This window comes from Bacillus taeanensis, assembly GCF_003318295.1.
In the GTDB taxonomy this organism is placed as follows: domain Bacteria; phylum Bacillota; class Bacilli; order Bacillales; family UBA6769; genus Maribacillus; species Maribacillus taeanensis.
The window spans coordinates 1-13,383 of record NZ_QOCW01000021.1 but is presented as its reverse complement, the minus strand read 5'-3'; the positions used below and the strand labels follow the sequence as shown (position 1 = coordinate 13,383).

The 13,383-nt window shown below is 38.9% G+C and carries 13 protein-coding genes; 1 reads left to right on the top strand and 12 read right to left on the bottom strand.

The genetic code is table 11. From position 1 onward, the window contains the following. Positions 1 to 48: 48 nt before the first annotated feature. On the bottom strand, positions 49 to 549 hold the full coding sequence (locus DS031_RS16905) for a GNAT family N-acetyltransferase (RefSeq protein WP_113807246.1): 501 nt from the start codon (positions 547 to 549) through the stop codon (positions 49 to 51). 366 nt (positions 550 to 915) lie between these two features. Between DS031_RS16905 and DS031_RS16900 the strand changes: the two genes are divergently transcribed. Continuing rightward, the gene (locus DS031_RS16900) at positions 916 to 1,332 is read left to right on the top strand and encodes a DUF1284 domain-containing protein (RefSeq protein ID WP_113807245.1); all 417 of its coding nucleotides are present in this window, start codon (positions 916 to 918) and stop codon (positions 1,330 to 1,332) included. 484 nt (positions 1,333 to 1,816) lie between these two features. On the opposite strand, the gene DS031_RS16895 is transcribed toward DS031_RS16900, so the two are convergent. The 11 genes from DS031_RS16895 to DS031_RS16845 all read right to left on the bottom strand — a co-directional run bounded on the left by DS031_RS16895 (position 1,817) and on the right by DS031_RS16845 (position 13,120). Further along, complete coding sequence (locus DS031_RS16895) at positions 1,817 to 2,674, bottom strand: alpha/beta fold hydrolase (RefSeq protein ID WP_113807244.1); 858 nt, start codon at positions 2,672 to 2,674, stop codon at positions 1,817 to 1,819. A 41-nt stretch (positions 2,675 to 2,715) separates the two neighbouring features. Further along, complete coding sequence (locus DS031_RS16890) at positions 2,716 to 2,916, bottom strand: hypothetical protein (protein ID WP_113807243.1); 201 nt, start codon at positions 2,914 to 2,916, stop codon at positions 2,716 to 2,718. Between the two features lie 17 nt (positions 2,917 to 2,933). Continuing rightward, positions 2,934 to 3,938 carry a branched-chain amino acid ABC transporter permease gene (locus DS031_RS16885; RefSeq protein ID WP_113807242.1) on the bottom strand — a complete coding sequence of 335 codons (1,005 nt, stop codon included), beginning with the start codon at positions 3,936 to 3,938 and terminating at the stop codon, positions 2,934 to 2,936. After that, complete coding sequence (locus DS031_RS16880) at positions 3,935 to 4,804, bottom strand: branched-chain amino acid ABC transporter permease (protein WP_113807241.1); 870 nt, start codon at positions 4,802 to 4,804, stop codon at positions 3,935 to 3,937. Before DS031_RS16880 ends, DS031_RS16885 begins: the two co-directional genes overlap by 4 nt. Positions 4,805 to 4,824: 20 nt before the next feature. Beyond that, on the bottom strand, positions 4,825 to 5,529 hold the full coding sequence (locus tag DS031_RS16875; RefSeq protein ID WP_113807240.1) for an ABC transporter ATP-binding protein: 705 nt from the start codon (positions 5,527 to 5,529) through the stop codon (positions 4,825 to 4,827). Continuing rightward, positions 5,516 to 6,280, bottom strand: a complete 765-nt coding sequence (locus DS031_RS16870) for an ABC transporter ATP-binding protein (protein WP_113807239.1) — start codon at positions 6,278 to 6,280, stop codon at positions 5,516 to 5,518. The genes DS031_RS16875 and DS031_RS16870 overlap by 14 nt, the downstream gene beginning before the upstream one ends. Positions 6,281 to 6,299: 19 nt before the next feature. Further along, positions 6,300 to 7,523 (bottom strand): substrate-binding domain-containing protein, encoded by a 1,224-nt coding sequence (locus DS031_RS16865; RefSeq protein ID WP_113807238.1) that lies wholly within the window; start codon positions 7,521 to 7,523, stop codon positions 6,300 to 6,302. A 157-nt stretch (positions 7,524 to 7,680) separates the two neighbouring features. Beyond that, positions 7,681 to 10,944 carry a winged helix-turn-helix domain-containing protein gene (locus DS031_RS16860; RefSeq protein ID WP_113807237.1) on the bottom strand — a complete coding sequence of 1,088 codons (3,264 nt, stop codon included), beginning with the start codon at positions 10,942 to 10,944 and terminating at the stop codon, positions 7,681 to 7,683. Between the two features lie 127 nt (positions 10,945 to 11,071). Next, a complete protein-coding gene (locus tag DS031_RS16855; protein ID WP_181833205.1) occupies positions 11,072 to 11,431 on the bottom strand; it encodes a PH domain-containing protein in 360 nt (119 codons plus the stop codon). A 26-nt stretch (positions 11,432 to 11,457) separates the two neighbouring features. Beyond that, the gene (locus DS031_RS16850) at positions 11,458 to 12,156 is read right to left on the bottom strand and encodes a YetF domain-containing protein (protein ID WP_113807235.1); all 699 of its coding nucleotides are present in this window, start codon (positions 12,154 to 12,156) and stop codon (positions 11,458 to 11,460) included. Between the two features lie 61 nt (positions 12,157 to 12,217). After that, on the bottom strand, positions 12,218 to 13,120 hold the full coding sequence (locus DS031_RS16845) for a cation diffusion facilitator family transporter (protein ID WP_113807234.1): 903 nt from the start codon (positions 13,118 to 13,120) through the stop codon (positions 12,218 to 12,220). Between the last annotated feature and the right edge of the window lie 263 nt (positions 13,121 to 13,383).

Here is a 13,383-nt window from a genome sequence, read left to right as displayed (position 1 = left end):
GCATCGCTTATTAAACTGATTAAGATGGGCAGCATGGGTAACGATTTTTTATTTTGTTCTAAATACTTCTTGCGATAATTCTTTTATATACCAAGCGTCCATAGCATTATGCTCTGAACCATCTAGTGCTCTTTCAAGTTGTTGAAAACCTAATTTGGTGTAAAGGAAATTAGCTGTTTGGAGTTTCTCCACTGTTTCTAAGTAACAGTGTGTATAGTGTTCCTTAGCAAAGTCGATTGCTGTTTTCATCAGCTTCTTCGATAGACCCATCCCTTGAGCTTCAGGTGTAATGTATAACTTTTGCAGCTCGCAAATCCCCGTCTTCTGCTGAAATGGTGCAATCCCCACACCGCCTACCACTTCATCTTGTTCATTGACTGCAACCCAATACTTTGCATGTGATTGCTGCTTGTAAAATTGCGCTAGACTGCTCAGTTGGGGGTCAAAATAGGCTGTTCCTGGAATGTTTAAGTCAAATGATTCCAATGAGTGTTTAATAATTTGCTCAATTTTTTTATTATCTTTTTCTTCAATTTCACGAATCTGCATTATTTCTTTCCCCAGTTCCCAATAATTTAATTATTAGGCTCTATTGATTTTTAATAAAGTTATTCTATTATTATTTTTCTAATATCTCAATACTATTGCTCTTTGTTCAAGTAACCTGCTAGTTACTTCAAGTACAATTTTTCACAATCTATCACGTTATTAACCTATTTACCCATATGATTTATTCCATCATCCTATCCTTTAATTTAACAATAGAAATCCACCAATAAAAGCCAATCTTTCAAGTAAAATAAAAATTTTTAAGGGATCAGGTGTGATATGTTATGATAATTAAAGATTGTTAACTTATTATAAATCTTAGTTAACATTAAATTTTACTAGAACTTGCGAATTGAGGGGGAGTTTATGTATAAACTGCGAGGTCATCATCTTTTTTGCCTGCTCGGTTATCGGGGCATGGGTTATTCCCAAGAATTCGTGGCAAATATGACACGCTTGCATCAAACATTGCGAGATAACCCAAAGACGTGGGTTGAGCTTGTAAAGGGACCTGATTGTTTGTGTGAAAAGTATCCAAATCCTGGTGAATACCACTGCCAAGGTAGCCATATTTATGAAAGAGATGCGGCAATTTTAGCGAAATTAGGGCTTAAAATCGGACAAATTTTGAAGTGGGAAGACATTGAGTCTCACATCCGAAACCATGTTGTCCCCTCCGATATTCAAGTTGTCTGTGAAACGTGTTCCTGGCGTTCCTACGGGGTTTGTGAAGAAGGCATGCAGGAGATTATTGAAGGGAAGGGCTTAAGGAAAATCCAATAAATCCTTCTCTTTTATTTAATCGTTTTATTTTGAGAGGCAACCTGTTGTGACTTCCCATAACGCTGAAAAATCAGTTACCATTCTTTTCTGAGGATCACTTATCGCCAAATGAGAAAGAACCTGCGCCGCCCGTGATCTTTTATGATGATCGCAATGGGTTAGGTCTTGTACGAATTGCCCCCAAACTTCATAAGCCCAATCTACTTCTTTTTTATTTCAGTTAATAACTTCTTATAAGCTTCAGAGTGGATTTCTTTGTCTGTTGATTCTAAATCGTCAAAATAGCTTTGAATTTGGGCATACATGTTATCAACTCCTATTCATAACTATTCCATATTTTAACATGAATCTCCCCCCACTTACCGACAGTTGAAGTGGGGGAGATTCGTAATATCAAGTTTAATTAAGAATCATGACCTGCCCCGCTCCAATGAGCAGTGCTGATTCTCCTTTTTGAAATTTCTTCCATCGAATTTCTCCCGCTTCATTCATTCACCCTAACACCTGCACCGGCTAAAAACTTTTTCGTTTCTAATACAAGCTGATCATATTTCGTTAAAATAATCGTGTAATGGTTAGCTCCTTCCATTTCAACGAAGCGGCTGTTTGGCATTAACGCTTCTAGCTCTTTTCCCTTTTCCTCTGTAATTAAAAATGTTTTTCCGTCCATAAAACAATCAGAAGCTATTAATACAAGAGTTGGTACCTCAATCTTTGAATGAAGAGCGTTTAAATTGATATGGCGCAACCCTTCAACCTCTTCCCTTACAGCTTCTTTTTTTACTTTTGAGGATACGCTGCCATCTTCAAAATGATGGACATCTGCATAAAAGTATTGCTCCATATAACTGTTCCAATCATGAAACAGCGGATTTTTCTTCATTTCATTAAGATAACGATCAAAATCACTAAACAATTCTCCGAGACGATTAACAGCAGGCCGAACCATCTCAATGACCTTTTCATCAACATCTCCGCCGCCATCAACAAGAATAAGGTGTGAAAGCCGTTCCTGGTAATGGGCGGCAAAATACGTTCCAATCATCGCACCGAGCGAATGTCCGGCATAAATGGTTTGATCGATTTGAAGGGAATCAAGCAGTGCATTAAGATCAGCAGCATGCTGGGGAATGTTATAACCTGATGGCGGTTTGGCGCTGTCGCCTCTTCCTCGTAAGTCAACGGCCAAAACATGATAACTGCTTTTCATTCTCTCGGCAAAAGCATCCCAATACCTGCAGTTTGCGGTAAGTCCGTGAACGCAAAGAATGGTTCTTCCTGTACCACCATAATCCACTACATGAAAATCTAGTCCGTTTGCTTTTATTTTTAAATCTCTCATCCTATCTATTCCTTTCTACATGTCCTCTCCAGATGGACATTTTATATATTTTGTCCACGCATGGGGTCAGACCCCCATTTCGTTTTCTCTTTTAAATACCGCACGAGCTCTTCAAATGTATACACGAAAACTTCCTCATTTTCCTGCACATAAGTTACTTTCATTCGCTGTTTTGCTGATTCTGATTCTTTTATAGGATGAATTCGTAGGACGAAGGAAGAAACGGCAGTTGGCTCTTCCACTCAAAAAACCTCCTTTTTCAACTAATATTCTTCTCTGTATCTGAAGCGGCTTCACTCTCCGTCTTTACCGGCTGCTTCCGCGTTCGTTTCTGCCACCAAATCTTTGCTGTTCCAACAATGCCGGCTGGAAAGAACATCACAACAAGAATATAGACAATACCAAATAAAATGATCCATCGTTCAAAAATCCAGTGTACTTTCGCAAGATCCATTAAGCCGTGGCGGGCAAATTCGATTAATCCCGCCCCAATCACCGCGCCAAATAGTGTTCCAACCCCACCGATAATCGTCATTAACAACGCATCAAGTGTGACTTCTGTTGAAAAGACGGTTGTGTTCACAAAACGAAGACTCATCGCGTAAAACATACCGGCAAGACCTGCTGTCATACCGGCGACAACATTTGCAATCACTTTATAATGAATAACGCGATAGCCTAACGATTCTACACGTTTTTCATTTTCACGAATCGCCTGCAGTACCTTTCCAAACGGAGATTCTGTAAAACGACGTAGAAATAAGTAAACAACAATCATTAACACGAGCGAGAGAATATAAAACGATAACCGGTCTTTAAAAAGATCAGGCACCCGAAACGTAAAGCCATCTCTTCCTAATGTAAGGGAACGCCACTTTTCTGCAGCAACTAAAAAAAGGCCGGCAACAGCAAGCGTAAGCATCGCAAAAAAATGACTGTGTAATCGTAATGTTAAAATGCCAACAAAGTAACTAACAATTGCCGTTAAACTTAGCGTAATCATAACAGCGAGAAAAAAAGAAAAATATGTTGCATCAAAATGCTTCATACAAAGCGCTAATCCATAGGCACCAATTCCAAAAAACATCGCATGACCAAATGAAACAATCCCCGTAAAACCGAGAAGCACATCATAACTCATCGCAAATACCGCAAAAATAAAAATTTGCGTCATTAATATAAGCATTGTACGAGAATCATTGATAAATGGAAGCAAAAAAAGCCCAGAGGCAAGGAGCAGTAATACAAGGTTTGATTTTTTCATTTTACCGCTCCTTTCGCACCCATTAACCCGGACGGCTTAAAGATCAACACAATAAGCATTAACAGCATATTGACCGCAAGCGCAATATCCGGCATATAATAAGCGGCATATGAACCAAGCAAGCCAACAAGAACAGCTGCTGACGCAGAACCTAATACACTGCCCATGCCGCCAATAATCACCACAATAAACGCTAAAATCCCGTACTCAAGTCCCATCTCTGCATAAATCACACCTGCGTATGGTCCAAGTAAAATACCGGAAAGTCCTGCCATTCCTGCCCCCAGCATAAACACAAATAGAAAGACTTTACGAATATTAATGCCAAGCGCCTGGATCATTTCTTTGTCCATCACACCTGCTCTTACAATCATACCAAGCTTTGTACGATTTAACAGAAAGAGTAATCCGAAGAAAACAAGAGCTCCGACAACAATCACAAAGATTCGATATTTAATAAGCAGCACATTGCCAAACTCCCAGCTTCCTCTTAAAAATTCCGGCGGCTTTGCAATCATTTGATTGGGTCCCCACACAACCTTTACCATTTCACCTAATACAAGCATGGCGCCAAGCGTAATTAAAATTTGTTGGATATGATTGCCGTAAACAGGCTTAATAATAAAACATTCGAGCAAATAGCCTAATATACTGCCTGCTGCAACTGCCGCAAGGATACCGAGAAGATAACTGTCTGTTTCAACAAATGCCCAAATTCCTGCATACGCTCCCCACAAGAACAGAGCGCCATGGGCAAAATTGAGCACATCCATTAATCCAAAAATAAGTGTTAATCCTGCCGCTAATAGAAAAATTAACATTCCTGTCGCAAGACCGTTTACCGTTAAATTAATAATTACATCCACGCTGTTCCCTCCTTTCCCGCTTAGGCAATGCCTAAATAATGCCGCCTTAATGTTTCATCTTCTTTAAGATCCTGCATCCTGCCGCTGTGAACCGTTTTGCCGTCATCAATAATGTAAAACGAATCGCCAATTCCGCTTGCCATCATAAAATTTTGTTCCACTAACACCACCGTTGTTTTTTGTTTCATTTCTTGAATTGATTCCATTACCTTCTCCACAATAATAGGTGCAAGCCCTTTACTCGGTTCATCAATTAATAACAATTCATTATCATTTACATACGCACGAGCAATCGCAAGCATCTGCTTTTGGCCGCCACTTAAAAAACCGCCTTTTTTATGCCAAAATTTCTTTAAATCTGGAAATAAATTCAGCACATAATCGAGTCGTTCAAGTGTCGGATCATCCTTCTTTTTCATCGCCACTTTTAAATTTTCTTCCACTGTAAGGCCGCCGAAAACCCCTTGATCTTCAGGAACATAGCCAATTCCTTTATTTGCGACATGATAAGTCGGCATCTTGTGAATGTCTTGTTCTTTATACGTAATTGTGCCGCTTTTTACTGGATTTAAGCCCATAATCGAGCGAAGTGTTGTCGTTTTTCCGGCACCGTTTCGGCCGAGCAGTACCGTTACTTCTCCTTTTTTCACTTCAAACGAAACGCCTTGTAAAATGTGATACTGTTCAATATACGTTTCAATGTTACTTACTTTAAGAAGCGCCATCGTACAGCCCCCCTAAATATGCGGATTGCACTTGTTCATTGTTCATAATCTCACTAGGCTTTCCATCAGCTAAAAGCGTGCCGTTAAACAGCACCATAATTGTGTCAGATAAATCAAGAACCATGTCCATCTTATGTTCGATCAGTAAAATAGTCCGGTTTTGGGCTTCTTTAATTTTCTTAATAACGTCTAAAATTTTCGGTACTTCCTCAAGCGACATTCCGGCTGTTGGTTCATCAAGCAGTAAAATTTCTGTATCAAGTGCAAGCAGCATCGCAATTTCAAGCTTTCGTTTTTCACCATGCGCTAAATTTTTTGCAGCTTCTTCTGCTTTATTATCGAGCATTACCAGCTTTAAAAGCTCATGTGCTTGTTCATGAAGCTTCTTATACTTTGTAAAATGAGAAAACATCCGATAATGAATGCCTTCCTTTGACTGTACGGCAAGCCTGACATTTTCAAGACATGTTAAATTCGGGAACACGTTCGTAATTTGAAATGAGCGTCCGATTCCTTTTCGGGTACGATATGTTGGGGAAAGCGAGGTAATATCCTCATTTTTATAAAGAACACGGCCTTTTGTCGGTTTTAATTGACCGCTTAACAAGTTAAAAAAGGTTGTCTTTCCGGCACCATTCGGACCGATAATCGATTTTAACTCATTTTTCGGTACCTTTAAATTGACATCGTTGACGGCCACATGGCCGCCAAACGATATCGTTAAGTTTTTTGTTTCAAGAATTACATCCAAATCGATCACCCTCTTTTCACTAATTTTGAATCGGCGGTGCTGTTTCTTCCGGCGTTAATTCACGTTTTAACACGGGAACTGGATAATCAAATCCGTCCACATTTTCAAGTGTAATCGAATACATCGTTTGCAGTGCTTGGTGATCTTCTTCTCTAAATGTCATCGTGCCTTTCGGTGTTTCAAAGGACATCCCTTCCATCACACCAATTAATGTACTGCCGCTTGTGTCACCTTCTGACTTCTTCAATGCTTCCACTGCAGCAATGGCCGCTGACATACCGCCTGGTGTAAATAAGTCAGGCATTTCACCGTTAAATTGTTTTTGATGTTCTTCTACTAACCAATTGTTTACTTCGTTATCTGGAAGCGTATGATGATAAACCGTAAAACCTTCCATACCAACAATCGCTTCCATCGTTTTAAGTGCAGCAATATCAGGAGCACCTGTTGAAATTTTAATGCCTTTGTCCTGTACTTTCATATCAGCAATTTGGCTCCAAGGCGAGTTTGAACCGGCCCAAATAACAAATAAATAATCTGGCTTTGCATCAATAATTCGTTGAATGTTTGACGTAAAATCTACCGCAGCTGGATCAGCATATTCTTCTGTTACAATGTCAGCGCCAAGCTCTTCTGCTGCTGTTTTAAAGGCAGCAACACCATCGCGGCCGAATGCATAATCAGGAGCGAGTGTCGCAATTTTCACGCCTTCATCCGCAATCGCCTGTGCACCTGCAATCGCATCTTGAGAGGAGCTCCTTCCTGTTCTAAAAATGTACTCATTCCAATTTGCTCCTGTAATACTGTCTGCCACAGCCGGTTCAACGATCATCACTTTTTCGTATTCTTCCATTAATGGGAGCACCGCAAGCGTATCGCCTGAAGAAGATGAGCCTACAATGATATCAACACCTTCCTCTTCTAAAAGACGTGTTGCCTTTTGGACCGCTACATCTGCCTGTGTTTCGGTATCTTCGACGATGACCTCAATTTTCTTTCCGGCCACTTCTTTCGTTCCATCTGTCGCATAATCAATACCAAGCTCAAAGCCTCTTACAGTTTGATTGCCATATGCTTCAAGCGGACCTGTCAGTGATGCAAGAAGACCGATTTTGATAACATCATCTCCGCTGTTTGTACCTGACCCTTGTTCCTCGTTCGATGACTTCGAACTGCACGCTGTTATAAAGATCATCATGAATACAACAGTACCGATCAACAAACTCCGCACTTTACGCTGCATAATAAATCCCCCTTTTTATAATGAATGACAATACCTTATGTTCATTATGAAAGATAAGAGTTACAAATGAGTTACATTTTCTATTTTGTTTTTAAGTCGAATTCTTCGCTGTTACACTGCACGAAAGCATAAAAAAAGACTAACAGCTTACTTACTGTTAATCTCCATTTGAAGCTCTCCAATATTGAATATGCTCTGACCCAATCATCATCTCGACCATTTTCTTTGTTTCATCAAGCGGGGCAACCCCAAGTTCCTCCTGCAGCTTTTGGGTGCATTTTGTATATAACTTTAACGCATAAGAACGGTTGTTTTTCCGGTAATAGCAGTACATTAATAAACGATAGGCTTCCTCCCAGCAAACATCTTTTTCAATCATTTTTTCTGCCCAGTAAATGGCTTCATCATAGCGCTCTTTTGTTGTATAAATTTGTGCAAGACGTTCCGCTCCTCTAAGAAATAAGACGAGAAGACGCTCACGCATTTCTAAAGACCAATCATGATAACGCCTACTCGGAAGATAATCTCCCTGATAATACGAGAGCGCCTTTACAAGAAGACTCTCGGCATACTCATAATTTTGTTCCTGAAGAGCTTGTTCGATAAGTGATTGAAAAGCATAGGCATCTACTTCAATCTGCGCTTCCTCATTTAATCCATAGCTTATATTTTTACGCTCCACAAAAAACGGCGACGAACGTGCTTTCCGGCTTGGCTCAATTGTTTTATGAAGCGCGTTTAAGGCGACTTTAAAATCTCGTGCTGCCGCTTCTTCGTTTAAATCACCCCAAAGCAGCGATAAAATCTCTGACTTGGGGATAGGTTTCCTTTTCGTTACAAACAGCTGCAGCAATTCTTTCGCTTTGTCTCGCTTCCAATCGTTTTCGGTTACTTCAATATCTCCAAGACAAACTTTAAATTCTCCAAATGTTTGAATACACAATGTATAACCAGGATGTGATGGAAGATTACGATAACCATACTGCTCAAGAATTGCTGAGACGATTTCCGGCTCGATTTCCCGCTTTTTCGCTTCAATAAAGAGGGGCACCATCTTTTGCAGATCATGAGGACCAAACAGCGTCTTTTGTTCAATAAAAAAGAAAAAATTCGACTGCTTTAGTTTTCGCAAAAATGACGTGATGAATTTTGTAAACCTTTTCATATTTTCCTGTTCAAATTCAATTAAGGCGAGCCAAAATGAGGAGAGAAACATACCATAACAACAACCGCACTCTGTAAAATGCTCCATCGATTTTTGAAAGGCGCACAAAGCCTCTTCCTTATTACCGCCGTAATACGCAGCAATCCCCATGGCAAGCTGAATAAAACTCGCCAGCCATACATCTTTTTCTGTTTCAAGTAATGCTTGTTTCCCTATTTCCATCGCAAGCTCGTACTGATCTGTTCTTCCATAAAGCAAACATAAGCCCATTAACGGTTCTGCTCTTCCTCTTCTTACTTTTAATTGATCGGTAATTTTTAAAGATGTTTTATAACAATCTTCTGCCATATGCAAGCGGTAATGATCAAGAAGTTGTACGGCATGGCCAATTCGTGTCCAGCCGACAGATTCAACAAACGGCGCTTTCCACTGACTGGCGCGCAAAATGCTTTCCTGGGCATAGGCTTTTGCCTGATCGCCATCGCCAATGTAGGTATTGACAATTGCAAGAAGCAAATCGGTAGTGCGGTGTGATCGTGAAAGCAGCTCACTTTTTGATTGCTCGCGTTTATAGCTTTCAAGAATTTCTTTCGCCTGAAACAATCGTCCTGTACGTAAATACAGTCTTGCTTCAAATTCCACTTTCTCAAATTTGCTGCCATCCATTTGCTTATACACATGTTTGCATTTGTTATACCAATTTTCTGCATCAGCGGCTTTTCCTAAGTTTAAAAGATTTTCAGCCATTAAACTATAAAGCTGTACTTTCTTTTCTGTTGAACAACCAGGATGAGCATCAATCAGTGAAATCGCCTGCCTCAGCAGATCACCGGCTTTTCCAGGCTGCACCGTATCAAGGTATACCCGTGCTTTCCCCTCTTTCCCTAAACTTTCTCCAATAGAATCTTCTTTATGAACGGCCAAAGTTTGCACACGCTCATAGGATGCTAATGCATCCTCATAATAACAGCGATAGCGGTAAATCTCTCCTTGATAAAACCAAAGCATATAATGAATATTTTTTAAATTATCCGGCAGTGCCTTCAATACGTCGAGCAGCATTTCAAGCTGACCGTTTTCAATCATCATCTGGCCGTAACGTTCTAACAAAGAAGCGGTTTTAACATAATCTTTTATTTCAAGTAAATAAAAGAAGGCTTTTTCATGATAACCTTGAGAAAGATAGTAATTAGCTGCCTGAAGATGAAGATCTTTATATAACCGCTTATTTTCTTTTAGCTTTTCTTGAAGACATTCTTTAAAAAGAGCATGATAACGGTACTGCTTCTTTTCAATTGAAATAAGAAATAAGTGCTGATGAACAAGATATTCTAACAGCTCACCTGAATTGTTTATGTTTAAGAGCTCATTACAAAGCGTTTCGGTTAATTCATCAAAAATACATGTTTTTTGGAGAAACTCTTGAACAGGTAAAGGCTGCTTTTCTACCACTTCCATCGTTAAAAAATGAAACAATTCATTCATAGACGAAAGCTTTTTCTCTAATAATTTCTCAACATTCCCCTGCGCTTTTAGTTTCTGCCAAACCATGTGAATGGCTATAATCCAGCCTTCTGTTTTTTTATAAATTTGGTTAATGTCAGTCTTTTTGAGCGGCATATGATAATAATCAGAAAAAAGCACCCCAATTTCTTCTTCTGTAAATGCAAGATCTTTTTCATTGACTTCAAGAAGCTTTCCCTTTACAAACAGCTCTGTTAAGAGATGCCATGTTGGACGCGTTCTTCCCGATAGGATAAGATGAATATGGTCTGGCAAATATTCAATTAATGAAAGAAGCAGCTGTTTAATTGAGACGGTATGTTCGATTAAATGAAAATCATCTAAAATCACAAAAAATGACTGTTTGATTTTCATAAACTCATTAATCAATTCAGAACAAATAAATGGAACGTCTTCTTCATAGTTATGAGGTTGTTCTGTTACTAAATAGTAAAGCAGCTTCTCACTAAATGTTGGAATTTGAGTGCGAATCGAATGGATAAAATGAAGGATAAATGGCAAAAAATCATCATCTGATTTTGCAATGCTGTACCATGAGTATGTAAAGTGATGGTCGTGTATAAATGAGGAAAGTGCTGTGCTTTTGCCATAACCTGCACCAGAATGAATCAATGTAAGCGGATAATGCTCGATTTCATTCAGCTTTCTCATCACATGAGGCTTTCGAATAGTAAATTTTTTTAAAAAAGGCGGGACAAATTTCGTTTGAATAATTGGAAGTTTTCGCTTCATTCAATCCCCCACTTTTTACTTATCTTACCTTTATTTTAGCATAATTTTCAAATGAAAGAGAAGTAAATATAAATCTCCCCTCTCTACCGCTTCGCACGGGAGGAAGGGGACTTCTGGCTGAATTTCGTTAAACTAATTGTGGGCAGCGCTTTAAAATCGCTTGTTTGATTTGCTTCGGTTGACCAACCTGTACGACAACTTTGTCATAATCATAATCTTCTAAATCAAGAACCACCACTTTACTAGGATTGTGATAAGATAAAAAATACTTCTGTCCATTATACCGGAAACGCCCTGCCTTATAACCGAATGGAATGGACGTACCGCCTACTCTAAGAGCACTCCAATGCAATTTGAAATTTCCTGCTTCTACCCCTTTTACAGCGCTGTATGGTATTTTAAGTTCATGCTTCAATCCAGCAATCGTAGTTAGCGGTGAAAATTTAATCACGATTTCATTTCTTTCAAATGTGATACTTCGGCTCATGTAAACGACCTCTTTCCATTTCATTATTAATGTAAAACATCGTTTTTATGATCAATATACAATGTACCATCCTTTTTCACTTCTGCATAAAACACATCAGAAATTGACTTGACACCTGATAATTGCAGCTGCTTCTCGAGCCACTGTGTATCAAGATTTAATTTTTCTAAATTTGAAGTAACAACTTTACCATCACTTATGACTTCAGTAGAAATCGGATAAACATGAATCTTAGTGTTTTGTATTCCTAAATCAGATTTTAAAAGAGGTTGTTTAAGTTCCTTTTTCATCACAGATAGTTTTCCGTCTGTCTCAAGAATAGCATAGTCCACATCAGAAACAGAGAATACATCTTTTTCTCTTAATAAAGAGTTCAAAGCATCAATATCTAAACGTACTTTCCGAAGTTCATCTTCCATAATTTCACCCTTTTTAATAAGGATTCTTGGCTGTCCTTCAATGATATTACGAACTTTCTTTGACTTTATATCAATAAACCCTAAAACAATCGTAATCGCACTCCAACCTACCAGGGCTAAAACACCATTTAGAAGACTGACATTTTCATCCAATACCAAGATTCCTGTAAGCGCCCCTAGAGTAATAGCAGAAACGAAATTAAAGAAAGTCATCTCTGAAAGTTCCTTTCTACCCATCATCCTAGTGAGCGCTAATAAGACAATAAATGCAATAACAAGACGCAGAGCTAAATCGGAAATCGGCATAAAAAAACCCCTTTTAAAGTTATAAATTATGTGCTGGACCCTAACCCAATGAGACAATTATTTACTCACACACATGCTCTTTTTCTGAAAGCCGAGATTCTTCTCCTTCAATTTGGATTGTAGTATGTTTGATAGTGAAATGATCTTTCAACAAATGAGAAGCTTTGTGTAATACAAGATCGCGATCGATATGGGTTTGAACAATAAGATGACAGCTTAAGGCCGGAAATCCCGAAGTAATTGTCCAAGCATGAAAATCGTGAACATCAATGACACCCTCAATTTCTAGAAGTGCTTCTTTTATGTGATCAATATCGATATTGTGAGGAGTACCTTCCATTAATACATGAAAAGAATCTTTGGTCACACGCCAACCACTAATCAGAACTAAAACAGCAACAAGCACACTTGCAATCGGATCTGTCGCATTCCAATTTAGAAATAGTATGAATAATCCTGCAATAATGGCTCCTACTGATCCCAACAGATCACCTAAAACATGAAGAAATGCACTGCGTAAATTGAGATTTTCACTCGTGTCTCCTTTCATTAAAACCCAAGCAGCAAGAATATTTACAACCATTCCGATACAAGCAATGATCAGCATATTCGCGCTTACTTGTGGTGGATCAAAAAAGCGATGATATGCTTCCCAAAAAATATAAATAGAAATGCCAAGAAGTGCCACTCCGTTTATAAAGGCGGCAAGAATTTCAAATCGCTTATAACCATACGTCTTTTCTTTACTTGCGCCTTTTTCGCCAATTTTAAACGCCAAAAGACTGAGCCCCAACGACACAGCATCACTGAGCATATGGCCAGCATCCGATAATAACGCAAGACTGTTCGTTAAAAAACCACCGATTACCTCAACAACCATAAAAGTAGCAATCAAACAAAAGCTGATCAATAACGCCTTTTTATTCGCATGATGTGAGTGATTATGGTCATGAGAATGTCCCATAAAATCCCCCTATTTTTAGTTATGTCATAAAGAAACCTCAATAACTTAGTCTATTTTTATATGAATCTCCCCCACTTACCTACGGTTGAAGTAGGGGTTTCTAATGTTTCTCAATGGCTCTTAAACATTTTAAGTGCCATCAAGCTTAACACTAGTGGAGTTGACACAGCGGCGTGCTGAAAACGCCCAACCCCTCTATACCGTTTGTCATGATTCCCATGCATTCGGTACTTCTTTTAGACAATTTTTGATTGTGGATGCCA